Source organism: uncultured Tenacibaculum sp., from assembly GCF_947498805.1.
GTDB lineage: Bacteria > Bacteroidota > Bacteroidia > Flavobacteriales > Flavobacteriaceae > Polaribacter.
In genome coordinates this window covers 51232-76571 of record NZ_CANMLT010000003.1, presented here as the reverse complement: position 1 = coordinate 76571, position 25340 = coordinate 51232, and the positions used below count along the sequence as shown (strand labels likewise).

Here is a 25340-nt window from a genome sequence, read left to right as displayed (position 1 = left end):
ATCAGGCTTTTTTTAGCTTTATGACAGTAATTTCTGGCCAAATCCCTACTCTTCCAGGAAAAGCATGGTATCCAAAACCTCTATTTACGTTAATAAATCGTCCGAATTCATTGTATAAACCTGCCCATTGTTTGTATACATATTTAGCAGGACTCCATTTGATGAAACCAGGTATTTCAATGCCAAATTGTAAACCATGTGTATGTCCACTTAATGTAAGTTGGTAGTTAAAATCATCTTGTTTTATTTTATATTCCCAATGGCTAGGATCATGGCTCATTAGAACTTTGAAATCTTCTTTTTGAATCCCCTCAGAAGCCTTTTTTAGGTCACCTGCTTGGTTAAATCCTTTTCCCCAGTTTTCCACACCCACTAAAGCTATTCTTTCACCATTTCTTTCAAGGGGTCTGTTTTCATTTAATAATAATTCAAAACCAATTTTTGGATGAATATCTTTAATGGCTTGGAAATTAGCTTGTTTTTCTTCCTTGGATTTCCATTGAGAATAATCACCATAATCATGATTACCAAGAATAGAATATTTTCCCATTGGAGCTTTCAATTGAGAAAACATAGGAATCCATTCATCCATTTCTTTAGCAAAATTGTTTACGATATCTCCCGTAAATAAAATTACATCAGAATTTTGTTTGTTAATTAAATCAACTCCATATTGAATTTGTTCTTTGTTGTCAAAACTTCCAGAGTGAATATCTGTAATATGTGTAATGGTAAACCCGTCAAAAGAATCGGGTAAATCTGCAAAAGGTAATTCATACTGGATCACCTTATAATTGAACTTCCCTCTAAAAATTCCATAAAGAATACTGGCAAACGGAATTGCTGCAATTCCTAACGCTAATTGAGCAACAAACTTTCGTCTTCCTGCTAAGCTCTTCGTTTCTTCCTGAGAGAAATAAGAAACTCCTTTTTGAAACCATCGTACAATATCTTCTCCTAACATAAAAAGAAGAATTACCAACTTAGGTAATAACACAATCAACAATGTGCCAAAGGCATATTGAAACTGTCTAGTTTGTCCAGAACTTCTGTCTGAAGAAAAAATAACATAAAAGAAGTTTATGTATGCTAAAACACCTATCAGTAACCATCCATATCGAATGAATTTATTCTTGGTTACGGTTTTAATTGCTTGAAAAGCGTAGGCTTCAAATACAATGATTAGTGTCGAAATGATAAGTAAAGGGATTACCCAACGAGGCATAGTGTGCTGATTTTTAAAACGAAGCAAAGATACGTTGATTCGGGAAAATCAATTTTTAACATCATGTTAAAGTTTTGTACCTTGTCGTCACTTAAAAACAGATCAGATGTCAGGTAAAAAAAGGCTATTCTTATTAGATGCATATGCATTAATTTTTAGAGGATATTATGCGTTTATTAAAAACCCAAGAATCAACTCGAAAGGAGTCGATACTTCAGCAATATTAGGGTTTACGAACTCTTTGTTGGATGTAATTAAACGTGAAAGGCCTGATTATTTAGCGGTTTGTTTTGATAAAGGAGGTAGTGTAGATAGAGTTGAAATGTTTGAAGAGTATAAGGCTAACAGACAAGAAACTCCAGAAGCTATCCGTGTGGCGGTTCCGTATATAGAGCAGATATTAGAAGCAATGAATATTCCTGCAATTGTAAAGGAAGGGTATGAAGCCGATGATATTATTGGAACCTTAGCCAAAAAAGCAGAAAAGGAAGATTTAGAAACCTATATGGTTACTCCTGATAAAGATTATGCACAATTGGTTTCTGATTCTACCTTTATGTACCGTCCACCACGTATGGGGAATGGATATGAAAAATGGGGAGTGGAAGAGGTAAAAGAAAAATTTGGAGTAGAGCGACCTGAACAAGTCATAGATTTTCTTGGAATGATGGGAGATTCGGTTGACAATATTCCTGGATTACCTGGTGTAGGAGAAAAAACAGCCAAGAAATTTTTAGCGGCCTATGGTTCTATGGAAGGTTTGTTTGAGAATATTCATGAGCTTAAAGGAAAAATGAAGGAGAAAGTAGAAGCAAATCAAGAGCTTGGATTACTTTCAAAAAAACTGGCAACAATTATGCTAGATGTTCCTGTAGAGTTAGAATTAGATAAACTAGTAATGGAGCAACCAAATATTGAGGCTACCAAGACTATTTTTACCGACTTAGAGTTTCGTAGGTTAACAGATAATCTCTTAAAAACCTTTGCAATTGCACCAGAAGGAGCAGCTGAGCCAAAGGCTAAAACAACTGCAAGTGGAGTAAATAAAGAAGGTCAGTTTGATTTGTTTGCAGCTCCAGGTGGAGGGAATGTTACCGAAGAGACACAAATAAGTGGATTTAAAACGATTGGAAATACCAATCATTTCTATCAATTGATAAATACACCTATTTCTAGAAAGTTATTATTACAAAAGTTAATGCAACAAACTTCGGTTTGTTTCGATACAGAAACAACGGGATTAAAAGCTTTGGAAGTTGAGTTGATAGGAATTGCTTTTTCTTGGGAAGAAGGAAAAGGATACTATGTGGCATTTCCAGAAAATCAAGAAGAAACACAAGAGATTGTTGAAGAGTTTAGACCATTTTTTGAAAATGAATCTATTGAGAAAATTGGCCACAACTTAAAATATGACATCAAGGTGTTGTCAAATTATCATATGCCTGTAAAAGGGAAGTTGTTTGATACTATGATAGCGCACTATTTGATCAATCCAGATATGCGTCATAACATGGATGTGCTTTCAGAGACATATTTGAATTATCAGCCTGTTTCGATTACTGAATTGATTGGTAAAAAAGGAAAAAATCAATTGTCGATGAGACAAGTTGAATTGCCAAAGCAAACAGAATATGCGGTTGAAGATGCTGATGTTACCTTGCAGTTAAAAGAGCATTTCACAAAGGAATTATCAAGTGGGAATGTTACTGAATTATTCAATGATGTGGAAACACCATTGGTTTCAGTATTGACAGCGATGGAAATAGAAGGAGTTAACTTAGATACAGCGTTTTTAAAGTCATTATCGAAAGAATTGACCGAAGATATAGCGAAGCTTGAGAAAAATATTTATGAGCAAGCGGGAGAGGAATTTAATATTGCTTCTCCAAAACAATTGGGACCTATTTTATTTGAGAAATTAAAATTGGTAGACAAACCTAAAAAAACAAAAACCGGACAATATTCTACAGCAGAAGATGTGTTGTCTAGTTTAAAAGAGCATCAAATTGTTTCTGATATTTTAGAATATCGTCAGTATAAAAAATTACAAAGCACCTATGTAGATGCCTTGCCGAATGAAATCAATCCTAAAACTGGAAGAGTTCATACAGTATATGCACAAGCAGTTGCTGCTACAGGACGTTTGAGTTCGAACAACCCGAACTTACAAAATATTCCAATTCGTACAAAAAGAGGACAGGAGGTACGTAAAGCATTTATTCCTAGAGATGAGAATCATGTGTTGTTAGCGGCCGATTACTCTCAAATTGAACTTCGTATTATTGCAGCTTTAAGTGAAGAAGAGAACATGATTAAAGCTTTCCAAGATGGCGAAGATATTCATGCTTCTACAGCAGCAAAGGTATTTGATGTAGCTATTGATGAGGTAACTCGTGAGCAACGTAGTAATGCTAAAACGGTCAACTTTGGGATTATCTATGGAGTTTCTGCTTTTGGTTTAAGTAATCAAACAAACTTAACAAGAAAAGAAGCGAAAGCTTTGATTGATGCATATTATGAAACTTATCCAAAGTTAAAGGCTTATATGTCTAAACAAGTAGATTTTGCTCGCGATAATGGGTATGTAGAAACGGTTTTAAATCGTCGTAGATATTTGAAAGATATCAATTCTAGAAATGCTATTGTGCGTGGAGCAGCAGAACGAAATGCAGTAAATGCACCTATTCAAGGTTCGGCAGCGGATATTATCAAGCTAGCAATGATCAATATTCATAATAGATTTGAGCAAGAAAACTTTAAATCTAAAATGTTATTGCAAGTACATGATGAATTGGTGTTTGATGCGCATAAAGACGAATTAGAAACCATTAAGCCTATTATCAAACAAGAAATGGAAAATGCATTTAAAATGAGTGTTCCATTAGATGTTGAAATGGGAATTGGGCAAAACTGGTTAGAAGCACATTAGTCTTAAATCAGTTGTTGTACTCGTTTTTGTAATTCTGGAATTACTTCTTTTTCAAACCAAGGATTTTTTGTTAACCAAAATCTATTTCTTGGAGAAGGGTGTGGTAGTACAAAATATTTAGGTAAGTATGAAGGGTAATTATTAACCGTTTCGGTTAATGTTCTTTTAGCTTGGTCTTTTAAATAATAGTTTTGCGCATACATACCAATGAGTAATACCAGTTCAACATTTTTTAATTTGTTAAACAACTTGGTGTGCCATTCTGGAGCACATTCTTTTCTAGGAGGTAAATCACCACTTTTTCCTTTTCCAGGATAACAAAACCCCATAGGGATAATTCCGAATAAGTTGGTGTTATAAAATTGCTCATCTGTAACCTTAAGCCATTTTCTTAATTGTTTACCACTAGCATCGTCCCAAGGTATCCCAGAGGCATGTACTTTAGTTCCTGGAGCCTGACCAATGACTATTATTTTTGAATTCGGATTGGCATACACTACTGGACGAGGTTCAATATGGTCTTTACAAATGGTACACGAACGAATTTCAGAAAGTAACTTTTCCATAAAGTTAAAGTACAAAAAAAGCATCGTTTTAAACGATGCTTTTATATTATATATACTATTTCTTATTTAAAGAGTCTAAATATATCGTTACCATTGGCAAACAGTAATAGCGCTAATAATAATACAAATCCTGTTACTTGTGCATATTCTAAGAATTTATCACTTGGTTTTTTACCGGTAATCATTTCCCATAAAGTAAACATTACGTGTCCACCATCTAAAGCAGGAATTGGTAATAGGTTCATAAAACCTAACATGATTGATAAAAATGCAGTGATATTCCAGAAAGTTTCCCAGCTAAACTCTGAAGGGAAGATACTTCCTATAGAAATAAATCCGCCTAAACCTTTGTAAGCTCCTGTGCTTGGGTTAAAGATTTTTTTCATTTGCTTAACATAACTTGTTAAGGTAGTCCAAGCTTTGTTTGTTCCAGCTGGAACTGCTTCAGTAAACGAATATGATTTTTCTGCTAATTGATAATATCCTAGCTTTTCTAAATCTTTTAAAGATACAGCTCCCCAACGTACTCCAAGATTTCCATGGTTTGAAACCTTTGCAGGAATCGTTAATTCTTGGTTTTGTCTTTTTACCGTAAGGTTAATGTCTTGTCCTTTTAATGCTTGTAAAACAGGTTTAGCTTCATCGTAATAAGAGATTTTCTGACCATTAATAGCTGTAATGATATCTTTCGGTTGGATATCTGATTTTCCGTTTACAGAATCCTTTTCAACATTTGCTATAATGAAAGGGTATCTTGGTGTAATAAAAGCTCCTGCTTCTTTACCACGATCAACTAATTTAGAAATAAAATTGTTTGGAATTTCTTGTGTAAGAGTTTCACCATTTCTTTCAATAGTATAAGTGTTACCATTGATAAATTCTAAAGGTAACTCTCTAAATTTTTCAATTTTACTTCCGTCAATCGTTAAAACTTTATCTCCAGTTTGTAAACCTAAATCTTTACCTAGTTGATCCTGTACCCAAACACCGTCTTTTAAACTTTCATTAGGTAAAAACTTCTCACCATATGCCCACATTAAGCAGATGTAAATTAAGATTCCTAAAACAAAATTTACAAATACTCCACCTAACATGATAATTAAACGTTGCCATGCTGGCTTCGATCTAAATTCCCATGGTTTTGGCTCCTCTTTCATTTGTTCGGTATCCATGCTTTCGTCAATCATACCTGCAATCTTTACATATCCTCCTAAAGGAATCCAACCAATACCATATACTGTTTCTCCTATTTTCTTTTTAAATAAAGAGAATTTATAGTCGAAGAATAAGTAGAACTTTTCTACTTTGGTTTTAAAAAGTTTCGCAGGAATAAAGTGTCCTAACTCATGTAGCACAATTAACAACGATAAACTTAAGATGAATTGTGATGCTTTTATTAAAATCTCCATATAGGTTCTTTGTGTCTATGTTTTAAAATCTGACAAATGTACGTTTTTAAAAAGAGTTCTAAAAGTATCCTGTTTGGTTAGATAGAGGATTTAACAAACTTTTTAAGAAATGACATATATCGCCCTATTTTTTAGTCGTATTTTTGCATAAAATTTCAATAGAATGGATTTAAAATTCTTTAAAAAATCTAAAAGTACTATTATCTTTTTATTGGTGTTTACTGCAGTAGGTATTCCTGTATTTTACCATTTGGTAAAGGTAGACACAAAATTACCTATATATAATCCTGCAGATATCAATCCGAAATTGGTGGATGCATCTGTAAGAAATAAAACGAAGAACCATACTATTGGAGATTTCTCCTTACTAAACCAAAATGGAGAAACTATTACAAATGCAAATTATGATGGTAAGATTTACGTGGCAGATTTCTTTTTTACGCGTTGTCAAACCATTTGTATTATCATGGCTATTAACATGTCTGAATTACAAGAGCATTATAAAAATGATGATGAGGTGATGTTTTTATCACATTCAGTAACTCCTGTAATGGATAGTGTACCTCAGTTGCGTAAATATGCCAATGAAAAAGGTGTGATTGATGGTAAATGGAATGTGACTACTGGAGCCAAAAAACACATCTACAATTTAGCACGTAAGCATTACTTTGCTACCTTAGATGAAGGAGATGGTGGAGAAGCAGATTGGGTGCATACTGAGAACTTTGTTCTTATCGATAAAGACCGTCGTATTAGAGGTATTTATGATGGAACAAAGAAAGAAAACATGCAAAAAATAATTGAGGATATTACCTTGTTAAAAGAAGAGTACGCTCAATAATTATTTCAATTTATTTCCTTCGCTGTCGAAGTTTTTATTTAACTCTTGCTCAGTTTTTATAACTGAAACAGCAAGAGATAAAATAGTAATAGCCATTGGTTGCCATGTAATTTCTTTTCCGAAGTAAGCTAAGGCTAATCCCGCTACAAATGAAATAGCTGAATAAATTAAAAACTGTTTGATAAAAAAGGTATTCGCAAACTTCCAAATGTTTTCATTTTGCATCGTTCTATTCGTACGGTATCCGTAAATAGCATTTATTTTCTTAGGCGGAAAAAAATGAAATATAAGGCTAAACAAAAAGAGAACACCGTTAACAGAAAGTACGTAGTAGATAGAATCCATAATTAGTTTTTAATGGCCGCTAAGATACCGCTTAAAAATTTATTTACATCTGCATTCTTACTTAAACTCATGCGTACTACGACTAAATCGTGTTCAGGAAAGATAAATACATTCTGACCTTTATAACCATTAAAAGAGTACATGTTTTTTGGTACATCGGGATATTTACCACCCGTGTTTAACCAAATTTGAGCTCCATATCCACCATCTACTGAATTACTCGATCCTGGTGTAGGAGTAGTTGCATAAGTTACCCAATCTTTATCAAATAAATTCTCGTCATTCCATACTCCATTATGTAAATATAAAAGTCCGAATTTAGCCCAATCTCTTGGTGTAGCCCAAGCATATGAAGAACCTACATAATTTCCACTCATATCGGTTTCTATAAGCATAGAGTTCATGCCAATTTTATCAATTAAGGCGTTATACCAAAAATCAAGATATTCTTGATGGGTGCTAAATTGGTCTCGAAGAATTCCTGAAAGTAAATTTGTTGTCCCAGAAGAGTAGTTCCAAGTTTCATTTGGGTTTCCAATTAAGGGTTTGCCTATTTGACTCTTAGTCATGTCTTTTTCTAAAAACAACATTTTAGTTACATCAGAAATAGAATTATAATCTTCAACCCATTCTAAACCAGAATTCATTTGTAATAAGTTGTGAATACTGATGTTTTTACGTTCGTCGTTTTTCCATTCACTTATAGGAGCCTTATCATAAACGTTAATTTTTCCTTGGCACTGTAAGATTCCGAATAAAGTACTTGTAATACTTTTGGTCATAGACCATCCTAAAAGTTTTGAGTCTTTGTTTAGATTGTCGGCATATTTTTCAGCAATGATTTGATCTTTATAAACTACAACGGCGGCTCTTGTTTTATTTTTTTCATTAAAAAGCGTGTCTATAACCGAGTTTAGTTTGTTATAGTCTACATTGGTAAAAGTTGTGTCTTTTTGCAGAGCATTCCCATAAGGAAAAGGTGTGTTGTTGTTAGGAGCAGTTCTTTTAGGAACCAATAATTTTTGATTAACATCATAGTCTGCAGTAACCAATACAGCTCCTAAACCTTTTCTATATATAGCCTTTCTGCTAAGAAGTCCGTATACAGATCCTGTTGCGTATTTTTCTGAGGCGTTTATTTCATCCGAGGTTAAGTTAATCGGAGAAAAATTATTGTCGTTTGCATCTGTATAACTTAAACTTCTTCCGGCTAAAAATACAGAAGAGGCTGTGTTTTTTGCTGAGTAACCAGCTAGAATATTTAGTTTGGGATAGTTGTAAGCAAAAGCAATAATAACGACAACTAAAAGTAAAATTAAGATTCTTTTTAAAAGCTTCATGGAGGATTTTTAAACAAATGTAAGAAAATCAGAATACTACTATGTGAAAAGTGTATTAAATTAATAGGATTAAGTATTTCTGGGATTGTTGGTTTAAGATACAAGTCCTACCTTTGCTGTAAATATTATGAATGTATGTTTGATATAAATAAGATTCGTACAGATTTTCCAATTTTGAACAGAAAAGTTCATGGAAAACCGTTGGTATATCTTGATAATGGTGCCACTTCTCAAACACCACAAGTGGTTATTGATGCTATTGTAGATTATTATACAGGTTACAATGCAAATATTCACAGAGGAGTACATACGTTGAGTCAAGAGGCGACAGATAAATATGAAGAAGCTCGAATTAAGATTCAAAAGCACTTTAATGCAAAGCAATCGTATGAAATCATTTTAACCTCTGGTACTACCCATAGTATTAATATAGTGGCTTCAGGGTTTGGAGCTATTCTAAAAGAAGGAGATGAAATCATCGTGTCTGCATTAGAACATCATTCTAATATCGTTCCTTGGCAAATGCTTTGCGAGAAAACAGGTGCAGTTTTAAAAGTAATTCCTATGAATGAAGATGGTTCATTGCAAATGGGAATGTATCATGAGTTATTGAACAATAAAACAAAACTTGTTTTTTGTAATCATGTTTCAAACGCCTTGGGTGTTATTAATCCTGTTGAAGAGATAATTCATGCTGCACATAAGTTTGGAGCTTATGTATTGATAGATGGAGCGCAAGCATGTCCTCATATTAAGCCAGATGTTCAAGAGTTGGATGTAGATTTTTATGTTGCATCTGCTCATAAAATGTGTGGACCAACGGGAGTGGGTATGCTATATGGTAAGGAAGAATTGTTAAATATGTTACCACCGTATCAAGGAGGAGGTGAAATGATAGAGACGGTTACTTTTGAAAAGACAACGTATGCTGGATTGCCTCATAAATTTGAAGCAGGAACGCCTAATATTTGTGGAGGAATTGCTTTTGGAGTTGCGGTTGATTATATGAATGAAGTTGGGTTTGATGCTATTGCAACACAAGAAGATAAGTTACTAGCGTATGCAACAAATGAGTTAGAAAAAATAGAAGGATTAAAAATATACGGAACTTCTCGTAAAACGTCTGTTATCTCTTTTAATTTGGAAGGAATCCACCCTTATGATATAGGTGCTATTTTAGATAAGTTAGGAATTGCAGTAAGAACTGGACACCATTGTGCACAGCCTATAATGGATTTTTTCTGTATTCCTGGAACGGTAAGAGCATCGTTTACATTTTATAATACCTTAGAGGAGGTAGATGCACTTGTTGCTGCTGTAAAAAAGGCTAAAATGATGTTGTCGTAAGGCACAAAGAATATTATATATTAAAAAACCTCTAAAGAATTTCTTTAGGGGTTTTTTGTATGCATGAATTAAGAAGCGCTTAAAAAAAATCATATACAAAAAAACGACCGAGCAAATACTCAGTCGTTTTATTTAGTTGTGTTGTGTGTTGTTTATTGTCTAGTCCATCCAGCTCCCCAAGTAGAATACTCAGTACCTGTAGCACTAGCGTTTTCAGTTAAGAAGTCTGTAGTAGTAAATGTAACTCCTGTATCATTTTTAAGATTTGTAGTTACATCGTCGAACTTTACATTTGTAGCTTTTAAGTCACCTGAAGTAACTCCTGCACCTGTTGGGTTATCTGTAGCATCTCCATCTAAATCAAAACCTTCTGCAAATCCTTTGATGAAAACATTGGTAAAGATTCCCTGAGTACCTGCTCTTAATCTAATAGCTTCGTTTCCAGTTCCAGAACCTAAACCTACAATTGTTAAGTTTGTAACAGTTGGTTTAGAGAAGTATTTTGGACTTGATAAGTTTCCTATGTCAGTGTTGTATCCATCAGCTTCAATACCTTTATCATGGTCAGTTCCGTGCTTTACATAAGCATCAGTAATAGTTCCTGTATATCCTTCAGTCCAGTCAATTGAATCATCTTGTGCGTTTACAACAGATACGTTGTTTACGTTTACAGTTCCTCCGAAGAATTCAACTCCGTCATCTTTTCCTTCAAACATTTGAATGTATGCAACGGTAGTTTTATTTCCTACACCGTAGAAAGAGAATCCGTTGTTTTCTGATTGTCCATCTGCTTTACCTCCAGAATATTCTACTCTTACATAACGTAATGTACCAGAGTTATCATCAGCAACATTACCTCCATATGGTAAACTAGCAATTTCTGAAGTAGAAGTAGCAGTACCACCAGCTACAGAGTTAATAGGAGCTTTACCTAATAAGATTAATCCACCCCAGTCTCCAGCATTTGGAGTTGTAGCGTTAGAAGTAAAAACAATTGGTTGAGAAGAAGTTCCTTCTGCCATTATTTTAGCTCCTTGAGCAATTGCTAAATATACATCAGCACCAGTTGCAGCAGCTTTAACAGTCATTCCTGCAGGAATTGTTAATGTAGTTCCACTCTCCATAATAACAGGACCAGTAATTAAATATGACTTGTTGCTCTCTAATGTTAAGTTAGAAGTATAGTTTCCTTTTAATTCTATAGCATTTCCATTGTTATTGCTTCCACTACCACCATTATAATTGATTACAATGTCTTGAGTTCCATCATCTCCACATGATGAAAGTAAAGTAGTAGCCAGGGCTAATGCTAATAAATTTTTAATTTTCATTTTTTTAAGATTTAGTTATTTTGTTAATGTGTTGTTTAAAATTTGTATTTTAATCCTAATCCAAGATTTCTACCTCTTTTGTATTTAGATAATGTTACATCTCCTATTGAAGTGTTTTCTCTAACTCTTTCAATAGATGGGTCTAATAAATTTTTAGCGTTTAAGTTGATTTCCCACTTTTCACCGATTTTATTCTTCCAAATAAAATCTAAGGTAGGTACACCTTTCTCAATTACGTTTCCTAATTGACCAGCTCCTAAAGCATCAATTCTATCTGAGAAATAAGAGAATACTAATGACGCAATTGGCTTATAGTTTTTAAAATGAGTTGGGCTATAGTTAATGTTAGCATTGATTAAGAACGGAGAAGCTCCTTGTAATTCATCACTATCTCTATTAAAAGAAGTGGTAAATTGAGATTGTCCTCCTGAAATGTTTCTGATTAAATCTTGTTTTGTGTGCATGTAGGTAAAGTTGAATCCAGCAGAAAGTTGCGTTTCATCATCTTCATTTTTTATTAAGTTCTTACGAGCTTCTAATTCTACTCCAATAACAGTTGCTTTATCACTAGTTCTAAAGTAACGTTGGTTACCAGCGGCACTACTTTCTGCAACTAAGTTGATTGGGTCATTGATTTGTTTTCCAAATACACCAACTGATAATAATTCGTCTCTAGTAATGAACCATTCATATTTTAAGTCTAAGTTGAAGATTCTTGAAAAAGATGGGTTATCTAATAAATTAGGGTTACCTGCAATTCTTTGTCCAACTCCTTCGTAAACAAAGGGAGCAACTTCTTTAAATTCAGGAACAGAAACTGTATTACTAAACGTAAAACGTAAGTTCTGGTCGTCATTAACAGCATACTTAACATTTAGACTTGGTAAGAAGAATGTTTCAGAAACGCTTCTTGATCCAGGATCACTAGGATTAATGTTAATAACGTTGTAGGCTACTTTTTGATTAAAAGATTCTACTCTAATACCAGGAGCAAAAGTCCATTGTTCTCCTACCTTAATTACTGCTGAAGTATATCCAGCGTACACATTTAAATCACCATTGTATGTGTTCTCATTTAAACCAGGTAAATTAGTACTCGTTAAATTTGGATTTAAAATTCTGAAAACTTCTGTGTTATAGGTTGCACCTAAGTTTTGGAAGTTTATAATTTGATTAAGATTGTTTACATCAGAAATTCCGCTGATAGGATTAGTTAAACCTGGAGCTTTAAAATCATATCCATAACGAATGTTTTCAAAACTTCTTTCTTTAGTTCTTCCGTTGTAACCAAAGTTTAATGTTAAATTATCAGAGGCTTGGTAAGCCAAGTTTATCCTACTGTTTAATTCTTCGTCGATAATTTTTTGGAAATAACGTTGATTGTCAAAAGGGTTGTTTGTAAAGAAAACAGGGTTCGTATTAGGATCGTTGTCTAACGCTAAATGATAGTTTTCAATACTAATTCTCTTTCTATCTGGCTCATGAGCAAATACATTATTATATCCGATACCCCAAGTAAGTTTGTACTTGTTGTCTTCAAATTTGTGTTCACCTGTAATTTGATTCACAAATACTAAGTCTTGATTGTACTGAACATTCATTTGATAAAAACCTTGGTCAGTATCAATTAAAGCATCTCTGTTTTTTCCTAAACCTTTATTTCCGTAGTATCCTACTTGGTCGCTTGAGCTATTTAAGAATAAAGAGGTGTATTTAAGTTTGTGGTCACTATTAATACGGTATAAAGCACTCAACATTGCTGTTGTTGAAGTCGAGTATTCGAACTCTTGAGCATTTGGGAATTGCTTTTTAAATACATTTGTATAGTCCACTAATGGTCCTTCTCTATACTCAAAGTCTCTACTGAAAGAGGCAGTACCGAATAAGCTTAATCTTGATCCGTCTTCGAAATCGAAAGATTTTCCAGCATTAATTCCAATAGAGTTGTTAATTGGACTTCCTGCATTTACAGGGTCAACACCATGAGATAAAACTACAGCAAAAGGGTTGTGCTTAAAACGGTTGTAGTATCCGAAGTTACCCGTTCCTTCACTTTTCTTGAAGTCTTCACCTATAGCTCTGGTATTTACTCCAGATCCTAAGTTAATTTCAACAAATCCGTTTCCTTTGTATTCTTTAGATGAAACATCAATGTTACCAGCAGCAAAGTCTCCATAAAAAGTTGAAGAATATGCTTTGCTTATTGATACATTTTGAATGATATCTGAAGGGAAAAGATTTAAATCAATGTTTTTCTTAGCAACATTATTAGAAGGTAATGATAAACCATTCATAGTAGTATTAAGGTATCTATCACCTAAACCACGAACATATACATTACTAGATCCTTCTTGTTTAGAAACTCCAGAGATTTTAGCAACAGCTCCTGCTGCATCAGAAATACCTTTGGTAGCTAATTCTTCAGCACCGATACTTTCTTTAATAACGGTAGCTTTCTTTTGTTCTAATAATAAAGCACTTGCTTTGTCTTTACTAGTGGATGCTTTAATTTCTACTTCGTCTAAAGCAACTCCTTCACTAGCTCCTAATAATTGGTTAACAGTTAAAGTTTCGTTAGCTTTAACTACAATTTGTTTTTCTATAGTTTGGTAACCAACAAAACTAAAAACAATAGTTTGGGTTCCTTCAGGCACTGACATGGTGAATTTACCATCGATATCAGTAGTACCGCCAATTGTTGTTCCTTTTATAAAAACATTGGCAAAAGGTAAAGGTTCGTTATTTAACTCCTTATCAGTAACCGTCCCCGCTACGGTTCCTTTACTTTGCGAAAACACTAAGCTTGTAAAGCAAAAAAGAGTTATAAATATTATTTTTTTCATTAGAATAATTTGAGTTCTGTTTAATTCGAGGCAAAATTCAAATTACTGTGTAAAGCTAATGTTAGAGATAAATTATACTTGTATTATTAGAATGTTTCTTTAATGTTAAGCAAGTAGTTTAGTGTTTCTTTAATGTTAATTTAAAGAATTCTAATAGAGCAATAATAAGCTTTAGTTTGATTTAAAAGCTTGGTTTGTAGGGGGGGAGTGCTGAGGTTAAGATAAGGTGTTAAGTTATTGTTGAGGTCGCTACAAATAGTTCGTATATTTTGATAATTAAAGAAAATAAATTTAAAAAAATCCCCACACCAAGGTGCAGGGGGATATATTTAGTTTTTTAAAATTTTCAAAATCTTTTTGGTAGATAAATATTCAAAATGTCGTTGTGTGACTTTAAAGGTTTTATCTAAAATAATGGTTGCAGGTAAAGAAAAGGGTCTGTTTTTTCTAGAAGCCAATAACAACGGTATTTGGTGTATTGGGTTTCTGTTCTTTCCTATTTCTTTATTGGTGTATACTCTTCCTTCAAACTCGATGGTGTTTTTAGTCTCAGAGTCCATCTTAACGGCGTAATATTCTGAATTTAAAACATTGATTACATCTGGATTTTTAAAGGCTACTTTATTCATTTTTTTACAATAAACACACCAATCTGCATAAAATGAAATGAATACTTTTTTTGGTTTTACTGCTAAAGAATCGTCTAATTGTTCAAAAGAGATCCAATTAACTTGTTGCTTTTGCTGTGCAATTACAGTAAAAGTGAAGTATCCGAAGAGAAAAAATAATAATATGTTCTTTTTAAAAAGTTTCATCTAATGAAATTTACCAAACTTTATACCAATAAAAAATGTTCTTGGTGCATTTGGACCGTAAATATAATCAGAATCTCTTGTTGCTCCAGTGTCGAAATCATCCTGATAAGCATTAAACATGTTTTTTACACCCAAAGAAATGGTGGTCATAAAATTATCATTGAAGTCAATATGAGATTCTAATTTTAGATTTAGATCAAAAAAGCTCTCTACTTCGTTTAATTGTAGAAACCCAGTATCGCTAATTACTTTAGGAACGGTCATTCCGCCAGTATAGGTTCCTGTAAGATCAACATTGAATTTTTCACTTGGAATCCATGCAGTATTTAGGTATCCGTAAAAATTAGGGTTTCTTACAAATTCATCTACTATAACGTCAGATTCTCCAGGAGTTCCATCAGTTTCAAATAAAACCTGAGGTTCGTCGTATTTAGATGTTTGCAAAGTTCCTCCTAATTGGAATTGCCATTTCGGATTTGGAGATACTCCAAACTCAAAGTTAGTTCCATATACTTTAGCGCCAGATCCATTTCTAACTTCTTCAACAATAGAACCATTCGATAATGTTGAACCAGTACTTACTAATGTAAAAGGATTTTCTAATGTAGTATAGAAACCTTCAAGTAAGAAATCTAACTGTAATAAATTAATGTTTTTAGAATAATTTAAAGAACCTGTATAGGCATTAGAAAACTCTGTTTTTAAATTTTCTGAAAGAATTACAAATTGAGGCTCACCACCTACGCTAGAAATATGAACATCTTCGTTAAATGCTTGTGGTGCTCTAAAGCCTCTTGCATATCCTCCTCTAAATTTTAAGGCATCTGTAAATTGATAAGAAATCGTTAATCTTGGGGATAAAGTAGTTTGACTTACATCGGCGTTTCTAGCAATTGTAGCAATGGTGTAACTTCCATCTACATTAACATTATCTAAACGAGCTCCGACTAAAGCAGTAAATTTATCAGAAGGTTTCCATTCGTATTGTCCATAAACTCCTAATGATTTTACAGATTGGTCTACCAAACGATTATAACCAGCTATTTCATCTTTAGTAGAAGTAAAGTTATATTCTGCACCAACGGTAAAAACGTCTTTGTTTTTTAGTGACTTTGTGAATTGTAAACCGTTTACCCAAGCTAAATCTTTAGTGGTACCAAAAGCATTGTTAGCTAAGATGCTATCTTGCGCAGTTCTTCCGCCTCCAAGCCCTCCGTAATAGCTACCTCGATCTGTATACGAAGCAGAAGTATAAATCTGAAATTTACTAGAATCATCTTTGCTATACACTTCATAGTCTGCACCACCAATAAATGTATCATGATCTAGTTCTTCAGTAATATCGGTAAATTGAGGAGCAAGATTTAATTTGTCTCCACCACGTCTGTATTCTTTAATAGAATTTAAGTTTACCGAAATTCTACTTTTATCAGTTGGTTTTACAAAGGCTTTAGCACCCACAGTTGTGTTTTTTAATTTTACTAACTCCGTAAAACCATCACCATTTGCATCAAAACTTTCACGATCTCTATTCATTCCAAATAATGAGATTCCACTCTTTAAATCATCCGCAACAAGAGAGGTGTTAAAAGTTAAGGTTCTATCTAATGTTTTACCATCAATTAATGCGAAGTTAGAGCCAATTTCCCAAGTGTTTAAAACAGGATCTTTTGTAATAACATTAACGGTACCTGCTATAGCACTTGAACCGTATAAAGCAGAACCTCCACTACGAACAACTTCAATTCGTTCTATAATGTTTGTTGGAATTTGCTCTAAACCATATACGCCAATTAAGGATGTGAAAACAGGTCTACTATTTAATAAAACTTGAGTATAACCACCGTCTAATCCATTTAAACGAACTTGTGTAAATCCACAATTTTGACAATTGGTTTCTACACGTACACCAGGAGCGTAGTTCAACCCGTCTGCCATAGAAGCAGATTGTGTTGCGGTTAATAGTCTTGGTTTAATAGTTGAAACAATAACAGGAGTTTCCTTACGTTCTACTCTGTTTCTTGTTGCGCTAATAACAACTTCGTCTAAACCTAAAACGTCTTCATATAACGTAAAGTTTATCTCAATTTTTTCATTGGATTTCAAGATAACTTCTTTAGATGTTTTTCTGTAGCCTTGAGAACTTACTTCGATAATAGCTTTACCTGTTGGAATAGTAAGTTCATAGTATCCCTCTTTATTAGCGGTAACTCCATCAGTGCCTCCTTTTACATATACAGAAGCAAAAGGAACAGGTTTGTGATCTGCAGTAATTTTTCCAGAGATAGTCTGGCTAAAAGCAGCATATGTTATTTGTAAAAATAAAAGTGTGAAAATAGCTAGTTGCTTTCTCATTGTATTAAATGTTTTCTGGCAAATATACACTATCGCAACCGGGTTGCAATAAAATATAAAGTATTTTAATTTTTTACAAAGGTAAATAAATTTTTAGTCTTGCCTAAAAATTTATTTATATAAAACAAATTTTGTAAATTTGCTTGTCTAAAAATAAAATGATGTTTAGTCAGTCAGAAGAAAATTACATAAAAGCAATCTATCATTTAGGGGTTGAGGTTACTAAAGGGATTAGTACCAATGCTATTGCAAAAAGATTAGAAACAAAAGCTTCTTCTGTTACTGATATGATCAAGAAACTTTCTGAAAAGGAAGTAGTGGTTTATAAGAAGTATCAAGGAGTTACCTTGACAGATTTTGGAAAGAAAACAGCTGCAAATATTATTAGAAAACATCGGTTATGGGAGGTGTTTTTGGTAGAGGAATTGAATTTTTCTTGGGATGAAGTACATGAAGTCGCTGAGCAGTTAGAGCATATAAAATCACCTAAGTTAATTGATGAATTAGACGCTTTTTTAGGGTATCCGAAAAGAGATCCACATGGAGATCCTATTCCAGATAAAGATGGAAACCTTCCTCAAATACAGAAAAGCTTATTAGCTACATTACAGAAAAATGAAAAAGGAGTATGTGTTGGAGTAAACGATACCTCTTCTGAGTTTTTACGGTTTTTAGATAAACAAGAAATAGGGTTAGGGCAAGATATAGAAGTACTTGATAAGGAACCTTTTGATGATTCTTTTCTAGTAAAAATTAATGGGAAAGAAATAACTATTTCAAATAAAGTAGCAAACAATATATATATACAAAAGAAATAGAATGAAGAATGTAATAATACTGATTACAATTTTATTAGTAATTGGATGTGATAAAAAGGAAAAGAAAAGAAGTGGTAAATTAAATGTTGTTACCACCACCACGATGATCACTGATTTAGTAAAGAATATAGGAGGAGATAAATTAGAGGTTAAAGGATTAATGGGGTCTGGTGTAGATCCTCATTTGTATAAAGCTAGTGAAGGAGATGTATCAAAGTTATTTGAAGCAGATGCAGTTATTTATAACGGATTGCATTTAGAAGGAAAGTTAGAAGAAGTGTTTGAAAAAATGAAGCATCAAAATAAAAAAACAATCGTAGTTTCTGATGTTCTTGATAAAAATACATTGATCAATTCTGAAAATTTCGCTTCAAATTATGACCCTCATATTTGGTTTGATATAAATAAATGGGTGAAAATAGCAACCTATGTTGCCAATAAGTTAGGAGAGTTAGATGCAGAAAATGCGGGAGTTTATAAAGCAAATGCAAAAAAGTATATCGAAGAATTGTTAAAGTTAAGTACAGAAATATCTTCTAAGATAAACGAACTTCCTAAGGATAAAAGAATTTTGGTTACTGCACATGATGCGTTTAACTATTTTGGAGAACAACATCATTTTAATGTAGTTGGTTTACAAGGACTGTCAACAGCAACGGAAGCAGGAGTTCAAGATGTTCAGAAATTAGCAAAGTTCATTATAGATAATAATGTGAAGGCAATATTTGTAGAGAGTTCGGTTCCAAAACGTACTATAGAAGCGTTACAAGAGGCTGTAAAGTCAAAAGGACAAGAAGTTGTTATTGGAGGAACATTGTATTCTGATGCATTGGGGAATGCAGGAACAAAAGAAGGTACTTATATTGGAATGTATATAGCAAATGTGAATACTATAGTAGATGCTTTAAAATAATATGGAAACAAAATACGCGGTTACTGTAGACGATTTAACGGTGGCTTATAATTATAAGCCTGTACTTTGGGATATTGATCTAGCAATTCCAGAAGGAGTACTTATGGCTATTGTTGGACCTAATGGTGCTGGAAAATCAACTCTTATAAAATCAATTTTAGGAATAATTAACCCTATTGCAGGAAGTATTGCTGTCTATGGAGAGTCTTATGAAAAGCAGCGGAAATTAGTAGCATATGTTCCTCAAAAAGGTAGTGTAGATTGGGATTTTCCGACAACGGCATTAGATGTAGTAATGATGGGGACTTACGGAAGCTTAGGTTGGATAAAACGACCAGGAAAATCTGAAAAAAAGCAAGCATTAGAGGCGCTTGAAAAAGTAGGGATGCTACCTTTTAAAAACAGGCAAATCTCACAACTTTCAGGAGGACAACAACAACGCGTTTTCTTGGCTAGGGCATTGGTGCAAAACGCAGCCATTTATTTTATGGATGAACCTTTTCAAGGGGTGGATGCCACTACTGAAGTAGCAATTATTAATATTTTAAAAGAATTAAGAAAAGCAGGTAAGACAGTAATAGTGGTGCACCACGATCTACAAACGGTTCCAGAATATTTTGATTGGGTAACCTTTTTAAATGTAAAGAAAATAGCAACAGGGCCTGTTAAAGAGATCTTTAATGATGATAATTTAACAAAGACTTACGGAATTAATTATAAGGTAAGTGTTCAGCAGTAATTTAAAAGAATAAGATATTACTCAATAATTAAAACATACTAATTATAGATTTTAAGGAATACATAGAACTTGTTTTTTCAGATTACACGCTCCGAACCATAACTATAGGTACTGCAATTTTAGGGGCTATTTGTGGTATGCTCGGGAGTTTTGCCGTGTTGAGAAAACAAAGTTTATTAGGAGATGCAATTTCTCATGCTGCATTACCAGGAATTGCTATAGCTTTTTTACTTACTGGAACAAAGGATACGAATGTGCTATTAATAGGAGCTTTAGTAAGTGGACTTATTGGAGCTTTTTGGATTAGAGGAATTGTAAAAAATACGCATCTAAAAACAGATACGGCGTTAGGATTAATTTTGTCGTTGTTTTTTGGGTTTGGAATGCTACTGTTAACATTTATTCAGAAACAACCTAACGCAAATCAATCAGGATTGGATAAGTTCTTATTTGGGCAAGCAGCTACCTTATTAGAAAAAGATGTTTGGTTTATGGCATTGGTCGTAGGTATATGCCTAGTTGTATTGATGCTTTTTTGGAAAGAATTTAAATTATTATTGTTTGATGCGGATTATGCAAAAACACTGGGGTTTAATATCAAAACTATAGATGTATTAATAACAAGCTTTATTGTATTGGCTATAGTGTTGGGTTTACAAACAGTTGGAGTAGTACTGATGAGTGCTATGTTACTTGCCCCAGCGGCAGCAGCAAGACAATGGACAAACAGTTTGAGTACAATGGTTATTCTTGCGGCTATATTTGGCGCTTTAGCAGGGGTGGTCGGTACTGGTATAAGTGCAAGTCAGTCTAACTTGTCTACTGGTCCTGTAATTGTGCTGGTGGCAGCTGTGTTTGTAATTGTTTCCTTTATTTTTTCACCTTCGAGGGGTTTATTGTTTCGTCAGATTCGATTAATTAAAAACAGACGCGATTTAAAATTGCATAAAACATTGGCTTTTATGTTTGAAATTGTAAAAACACATGAAAATAAATCTCACCCACATACAATTAAGATTTTAAATAATTTTCAAGGATATACTAGGGGGACTTTAAACAAACTTGCAGATAAGCATTATATTATAATAACCGGTAATAATTGGGCAATGACCGAAGAGGGTTATAAGTTTGCTCAGAACCTATATTCAAAAGAAGTAAACGATGAGTAGTGCACAAATAGAAATACAATTAATAGCAAGTTTAGTAGCTATTGCATGTGCTATTCCAGGAACTTTTTTAGTGCTACGTAAAATGGCATTAATTAGTGATGCAATTAGTCATTCAATTTTACCAGGGTTGGTAATAGGCTTTTTTATAACGCATGATTTAAATTCACCATTGTTAATTGTAATGGGGGCTTTGTCTGGAATTTTGACAGTAGTCCTAGTAGAATATATTCAAAAAACTAGATTAGTAAAGGAAGATACGGCGATAGGCTTAGTGTTTCCTGCTTTGTTTAGTATTGGGGTAATTTTAATAGCGAAAAATGCAAATGATGTTCATTTAGATGTAGATGCGGTATTACTAGGAGAATTGGCATTTGCTCCGTTTGATAGATTTATGATAAATGGAATAGATCTTGGGCCTAAATCGTTATGGGTTATTGGAACAATTTTGCTAATAATACTCTTGTTGTTGGTGGCGTTTTTCAAGGAACTTAAAGTAAGTACTTTTGATGCAGGATTGGCTACTGCTTTAGGTTTTTCACCAGCAGTTATTCATTACGGATTAATGGGGGTGGCGTCTATAACTACAGTTGGAGCGTTTGATGCGGTTGGAGCTATCTTGGTGGTAGCATTGATGATTGCGCCAGCGGCCACAGCATACTTATTGACAAATGACTTAAAGAAGATGTTGACGTTATCGGTAGTTTTTGGAGTGTTTTCTGCTATTGCAGGGTATTGGTTAGCTCACTTCTTAGATGCTTCAATCTCTGGTTCTATGACCACTATGCTAGGGTTGGTGTTTCTAATAGTTTATCTTTTTGCTCCAAATAGAGGGTTGATTTCCGTGTTATATAGAAACAAACAACAACAAAAAGAAGTACAATTATTAACCTTTCTATTACATCTAAACAATCATAGTGAGGAAAATGAAAGGCATATCAATCATTTAAATGAACATATTAATTGGCATAAAGTAAAGGCTAAGTCAATTGTAGAATTGGCGAAGACTAATAATATGATAGTGATCGATAACAATATAATATCACTTACGAATAAAGGAAAGCTGTTTACAGAAAAAGCTATAAACTATATCATTACCAATGATGATACTGGAATTGAGACAATGAAAGAAGATTTCTTTTTGTTTAGAGGGTAAAAAACAGTATAACTTTGTGTAAATTCGTACTATTGGTAATTTAAAAGAGCGTGCAACAACCGTCAACTTTTCAAGTATATAATGCATCCGCAGGAAGTGGTAAAACTTTTACATTGGTAAAAGAATATTTGAAGATTTTATTGGAATCTGAAGATATGTATCGTTTTCAAAAAATACTAGCAATTACTTTTACCAACAAAGCTGCCGGAGAAATGAAAGAACGTGTGTTGCATAATTTGCAGGTTTTTTCTGAAGGAGAAACGAATGATTTGTTAGAGGTTATTTTAGAAGAAACTTCTGTAGATAGAATTATTGTTCAGGAGAGAAGTAAAAAGATAACGAATGCGATACTTCAAAATTACGCCGCTTTTTCAATAACTACGATTGATAGTTTCACACACAAGATAATTAAAAACTTTGCGTATGATTTAGGGTTGTCTTTAAACTTTGAAGTAGAGATGGATGCAGTTTCTTTATTAAATGAAGCTGTGGATGTGCTTATTTCTAAAATTGGGACCGATAAAGAATTAACAAAGCTATTAATAAAGTTTTCTCTAAGTAAAACAGATGATGACAAGTCCTGGGATATTTCTCGTGAGTTGAATGAGTTTTCTAAAATTTTATTAAATGAAGATGATGTAAAACACTTTAGAAAACTATCAGATAAAGGGATAGAAGATTTTACTTCATTACAAGAAAAATTGAGCAAGCATCAAAAGAATATAGTGTCTCGATTACAGGAGATTGGTGAAGAAGGTTTGCAAGCTATTGCAAATATGAGTTTAGCACATAATGATTTTTATAGATCTATGCTGCCAAATCATTTTGTTGCACTTCAAAAGAAACCAGAGTCGGCAAAGTTTTTTGATGAAAGTAAATTAAGGGAGCGTATTGAAGAAAATACCTTTTATGCTAAATCAAAATCAGAAGACGTTAAAACGGCGATTGAAGGAATTTTACCAGAACTACTTCGATTGTATACGGAATCTGAACAATTGTATCAGCAGTTCTTATTAAACAAACTAGCCTTAAAAAGTATCATTCCGCTAGCAGTCTTGAATAATATAAATGCTGAACTTACTCATATAAAGGAAGAGAATAATTTGCGGTTAAATGCGGAATTTAATCAGTTAATTTCTGATAATATTAAAGACCAGCCAGCGCCTTTTATCTATGAACGAATAGGACAACGATTTATGCATTATTTTATTGATGAAATGCAAGATACTTCGGTGTTACAGTGGAAAAATCTAATCCCGTTAATAGACAATGCTTTGGCCCAAGAAAACAGTAATTTGTTATTGGTAGGAGATGGTAAACAAGCTATTTATAGATGGAGAGGAGGAAAAGCGGAGCAGTTTATTAACTTGGGGTCTGAAAGTGAGAATTCAGAGAATCCATTTCAGACAGATAAAGAAGTGCTAGAGTTACAACGAAACTTTAGGAGTTATTCTGAGGTAGTAAATTTTAATAATCAATTTTTTCAACATACTTCTAAATTTCTTCAAAATGAATATTATAAAGAGCTTTTTGTTGAAGGAAATAAACAGTTAGAGAATGCTAAAAAGGGAGGTTGTGTAACTCTGAATTTTTTAGAAAAAGAAGAAGATAAGGAAGCGGAGAAAATAAAATATCCAAAGCAAGTTTTAGCTACTATTAATAAGTTAAAAGAATCATTTTCTTTAAATGAAATTTGTGTGCTTACCCGTAAAAGAAAAGATGGGGTTGAGATAGCAAATTATCTAGCTGAAAACGGAATTTCAATAGTGTCGTCTGAGACGTTGTTATTGCAGAATAGTGCTAAGGTTAATTTTATTGTGAATTTACTTCGTGTAATTCAATATCAAAATGATAAAGAAACATTATTAGAGATTTTGTATTACCTGTATGACAGTATTAATGTTCAAGAAGATAAACATGCATTTATATCTAATAACATATCCTTAAATAATGAAGAGCTTTTTATAGCTTTAGAACGCTATGGAGTTTCTTTTAATTTAGCAACTTTCCATCAGTTTCCATTTTATGAGAAGATAGAAGAGGTTATTAGGAGTTTTCAATTGGTAGAATCTTCAGACGCCTATGTACAGTTTTTTTTAGATGTTGTTTTAGAACAGCAAAGAAAAGGAACTAGTATTCCAGATTTTTTAGAGTTTTGGGAAGAAAAGAAGCACCTATTAAGTATTGTAGCTCCAGAGAGTAAAAGTGCTGTGCAAATAATGACTATTCATAAATCGAAAGGGCTAGAGTTTCCTGTTGTGATTTTCCCATATGATTTAGATGTATATCGACAAGTAAATCCGAAAGTTTGGTTAAACGATTTACCGAAAGAAACATTTCATAATTTTGATGAGTTACTAGTACCTTTTGCCAAAGAATTAAATTATATAAGCGATACCGGAGCTTCTATATATCAACATCAAAGAGAGGAGTTGGAACTTGATAATTTTAATTTACTTTATGTTGCACTAACAAGAGCGGTAGAACAGTTGCATATTATTACAGAGAAAAAACTGTCGTCGAAAGGAGTAGAGAATACTAATTTTTATTCTGGTGTTTTTATAAATTATTTGAAAGGAATTGGAGAATGGACTGATGATGTTCTAGAATATTCTTTTGGAGAGGTAAACAGAAAAAGTATTCAGGAAGAAATAAAGTCCAATACTATTCTCCAAGAATCATTTATTTCTACTTCGTGGAAATCACATCATATTCAAATGTTGGCAAGTGCTTCAAAACTCTGGAATACAGAGCAAGGAGAAGCAATAGAATATGGTAATTTAATTCATGAAATGATGGCTAAAGTTAAGTTTTTTGAAGATGTTCCGAATGTAGTGTCTTTGTATTATAAACAAGGGGTGTTAACTTCTTTAGAAAAAGACACTATAAATAAGGTGTTAGTTGAAATTGCAAATCACCCACAATTAAAAGAATACTATACGATAAATAATAGAATAATTAATGAAAGAGAAATTGTTGATGTCGATGGGCAAATTGTGATTCCAGATAGGCTAGTTTTTAGACCTAATAACAAAGTTGTAATTATAGATTATAAAACTGGAAAACCACATAAAAAGTATCATCAACAATTATTAAAATATGAACAAGTACTTAAATCAATGAATCTTTTTGTTGATAAAAAAATACTGGTTTACATAAATGAAGAAATTTTAATAGAAGAAGTTTAAAAAGAAGAATTGAA

General features: G+C 33.1%; 18 protein-coding genes. 9 read left to right on the top strand and 9 right to left on the bottom strand.

Translation table 11 applies throughout. The features are described from left to right. Position 1: 1 nt before the first annotated feature. Positions 2–1225 (bottom strand): metallophosphoesterase, encoded by a 1224-nt coding sequence (locus tag Q0873_RS06025; protein ID WP_299105083.1) that lies wholly within the window; start codon positions 1223–1225, stop codon positions 2–4. A gap of 106 nt (positions 1226–1331) precedes the next feature. Between Q0873_RS06025 and polA the strand changes: the two genes are divergently transcribed. Further along, on the top strand, positions 1332–4154 hold the full coding sequence (gene polA / locus Q0873_RS06020) for a DNA polymerase I (RefSeq protein ID WP_299105082.1): 2823 nt from the start codon (positions 1332–1334) through the stop codon (positions 4152–4154). Positions 4155–4156: 2 nt separating this feature from the next. On the opposite strand, the gene Q0873_RS06015 is transcribed toward polA, so the two are convergent. Beyond that, the gene (locus Q0873_RS06015) at positions 4157–4720 is read right to left on the bottom strand and encodes a uracil-DNA glycosylase family protein (protein WP_299105081.1); all 564 of its coding nucleotides are present in this window, start codon (positions 4718–4720) and stop codon (positions 4157–4159) included. A gap of 62 nt (positions 4721–4782) precedes the next feature. Beyond that, entirely contained in the window at positions 4783–6129 is a 1347-nt protein-coding gene (rseP, locus tag Q0873_RS06010) for an RIP metalloprotease RseP (protein WP_299105080.1), read from the bottom strand. A 163-nt stretch (positions 6130–6292) separates the two neighbouring features. Between rseP and Q0873_RS06005 the strand changes: the two genes are divergently transcribed. Beyond that, positions 6293–6970 carry an SCO family protein gene (locus Q0873_RS06005; RefSeq protein ID WP_299105078.1) on the top strand — a complete coding sequence of 226 codons (678 nt, stop codon included), beginning with the start codon at positions 6293–6295 and terminating at the stop codon, positions 6968–6970. Here Q0873_RS06005 and Q0873_RS06000 read toward each other — a convergent pair whose 3' ends face one another. Both Q0873_RS06000 and Q0873_RS05995 read right to left on the bottom strand, forming a co-directional pair. Continuing rightward, entirely contained in the window at positions 6971–7315 is a 345-nt protein-coding gene (locus Q0873_RS06000; protein ID WP_299105077.1) for an SdpI family protein, read from the bottom strand. It abuts the gene before it with no gap. Between the two features lie 2 nt (positions 7316–7317). Then, a complete protein-coding gene (locus Q0873_RS05995; protein WP_299105075.1) occupies positions 7318–8655 on the bottom strand; it encodes a serine hydrolase in 1338 nt (445 codons plus the stop codon). A 135-nt stretch (positions 8656–8790) separates the two neighbouring features. On the opposite strand from Q0873_RS05995, the gene Q0873_RS05990 reads away from it, so the two are divergent. Further along, complete coding sequence (locus Q0873_RS05990) at positions 8791–10002, top strand: cysteine desulfurase (RefSeq protein WP_299105074.1); 1212 nt, start codon at positions 8791–8793, stop codon at positions 10000–10002. 152 nt (positions 10003–10154) lie between these two features. Here Q0873_RS05990 and Q0873_RS05985 read toward each other — a convergent pair whose 3' ends face one another. The 4 genes from Q0873_RS05985 to Q0873_RS05970 form a co-directional block, all read right to left on the bottom strand. After that, positions 10155–11333, bottom strand: a complete 1179-nt coding sequence (locus tag Q0873_RS05985) for a multidrug transporter (protein ID WP_299105073.1) — start codon at positions 11331–11333, stop codon at positions 10155–10157. Between the two features lie 35 nt (positions 11334–11368). Beyond that, the gene (locus Q0873_RS05980) at positions 11369–14176 is read right to left on the bottom strand and encodes a TonB-dependent receptor (protein ID WP_299105072.1); all 2808 of its coding nucleotides are present in this window, start codon (positions 14174–14176) and stop codon (positions 11369–11371) included. Between the two features lie 329 nt (positions 14177–14505). Continuing rightward, positions 14506–14991, bottom strand: a complete 486-nt coding sequence (locus tag Q0873_RS05975) for a thioredoxin family protein (RefSeq protein WP_299105070.1) — start codon at positions 14989–14991, stop codon at positions 14506–14508. Beyond that, positions 14992–17346 (bottom strand): TonB-dependent receptor, encoded by a 2355-nt coding sequence (locus Q0873_RS05970; RefSeq protein WP_299105069.1) that lies wholly within the window; start codon positions 17344–17346, stop codon positions 14992–14994. Between the two features lie 161 nt (positions 17347–17507). On the opposite strand from Q0873_RS05970, the gene Q0873_RS05965 reads away from it, so the two are divergent. The 6 genes from Q0873_RS05965 to Q0873_RS05940 are packed head-to-tail and all read left to right on the top strand — an operon-like array spanning position 17508 to position 25326. Next, the gene (locus Q0873_RS05965; RefSeq protein WP_299105936.1) at positions 17508–18164 is read left to right on the top strand and encodes a metal-dependent transcriptional regulator; all 657 of its coding nucleotides are present in this window, start codon (positions 17508–17510) and stop codon (positions 18162–18164) included. Position 18165: 1 nt separating this feature from the next. Next, on the top strand, positions 18166–19077 hold the full coding sequence (locus Q0873_RS05960; protein WP_299105067.1) for a zinc ABC transporter substrate-binding protein: 912 nt from the start codon (positions 18166–18168) through the stop codon (positions 19075–19077). A 1-nt stretch (position 19078) separates the two neighbouring features. Next, entirely contained in the window at positions 19079–19816 is a 738-nt protein-coding gene (locus Q0873_RS05955) for a metal ABC transporter ATP-binding protein (protein ID WP_299105065.1), read from the top strand. A gap of 44 nt (positions 19817–19860) precedes the next feature. Further along, entirely contained in the window at positions 19861–20985 is a 1125-nt protein-coding gene (locus tag Q0873_RS05950) for a metal ABC transporter permease (RefSeq protein WP_299105935.1), read from the top strand. Next, positions 20978–22138, top strand: a complete 1161-nt coding sequence (locus Q0873_RS05945; protein WP_299105064.1) for a metal ABC transporter permease — start codon at positions 20978–20980, stop codon at positions 22136–22138. The genes Q0873_RS05950 and Q0873_RS05945 overlap by 8 nt, the downstream gene beginning before the upstream one ends. A 50-nt stretch (positions 22139–22188) precedes the next feature. Further along, a complete protein-coding gene (locus Q0873_RS05940) occupies positions 22189–25326 on the top strand; it encodes a UvrD-helicase domain-containing protein (RefSeq protein WP_299105062.1) in 3138 nt (1045 codons plus the stop codon). The last annotated feature ends 14 nt before the right edge of the window (positions 25327–25340 follow it).

What these genes read in the sequence shown, in the direction of transcription:
- Q0873_RS06015 (WP_299105081.1), bottom strand. Translation starts at nt 4,720, where the DNA reads ATGGAAAAGTTACTTTCTGAAATTCGTTCGTGTACCATTTGTAAAGAC.
- Q0873_RS06025 (WP_299105083.1), bottom strand. Translation starts at nt 1,225, where the DNA reads ATGCCTCGTTGGGTAATCCCTTTACTTATCATTTCGACACTAATCATT.
- Q0873_RS05995 (WP_299105075.1), bottom strand. Translation starts at nt 8,655, where the DNA reads ATGAAGCTTTTAAAAAGAATCTTAATTTTACTTTTAGTTGTCGTTATT.
- Q0873_RS05970 (WP_299105069.1), bottom strand. Translation starts at nt 17,346, where the DNA reads ATGAGAAAGCAACTAGCTATTTTCACACTTTTATTTTTACAAATAACA.
- Q0873_RS05975 (WP_299105070.1), bottom strand. Translation starts at nt 14,991, where the DNA reads ATGAAACTTTTTAAAAAGAACATATTATTATTTTTTCTCTTCGGATAC.
- Q0873_RS05985 (WP_299105073.1), bottom strand. Translation starts at nt 11,333, where the DNA reads ATGAAAATTAAAAATTTATTAGCATTAGCCCTGGCTACTACTTTACTT.
- Q0873_RS05990 (WP_299105074.1), top strand. Translation starts at nt 8,791, where the DNA reads ATGTTTGATATAAATAAGATTCGTACAGATTTTCCAATTTTGAACAGA.
- Q0873_RS05980 (WP_299105072.1), bottom strand. Translation starts at nt 14,176, where the DNA reads ATGAAAAAAATAATATTTATAACTCTTTTTTGCTTTACAAGCTTAGTG.
- rseP (WP_299105080.1), bottom strand. Translation starts at nt 6,129, where the DNA reads ATGGAGATTTTAATAAAAGCATCACAATTCATCTTAAGTTTATCGTTG.
- Q0873_RS06005 (WP_299105078.1), top strand. Translation starts at nt 6,293, where the DNA reads ATGGATTTAAAATTCTTTAAAAAATCTAAAAGTACTATTATCTTTTTA.
- Q0873_RS05945 (WP_299105064.1), top strand. Translation starts at nt 20,978, where the DNA reads ATGAGTAGTGCACAAATAGAAATACAATTAATAGCAAGTTTAGTAGCT.
- Q0873_RS05955 (WP_299105065.1), top strand. Translation starts at nt 19,079, where the DNA reads ATGGAAACAAAATACGCGGTTACTGTAGACGATTTAACGGTGGCTTAT.
- Q0873_RS05960 (WP_299105067.1), top strand. Translation starts at nt 18,166, where the DNA reads ATGAAGAATGTAATAATACTGATTACAATTTTATTAGTAATTGGATGT.
- polA (WP_299105082.1), top strand. Translation starts at nt 1,332, where the DNA reads ATGTCAGGTAAAAAAAGGCTATTCTTATTAGATGCATATGCATTAATT.
- Q0873_RS05965 (WP_299105936.1), top strand. Translation starts at nt 17,508, where the DNA reads ATGTTTAGTCAGTCAGAAGAAAATTACATAAAAGCAATCTATCATTTA.
- Q0873_RS06000 (WP_299105077.1), bottom strand. Translation starts at nt 7,315, where the DNA reads ATGGATTCTATCTACTACGTACTTTCTGTTAACGGTGTTCTCTTTTTG.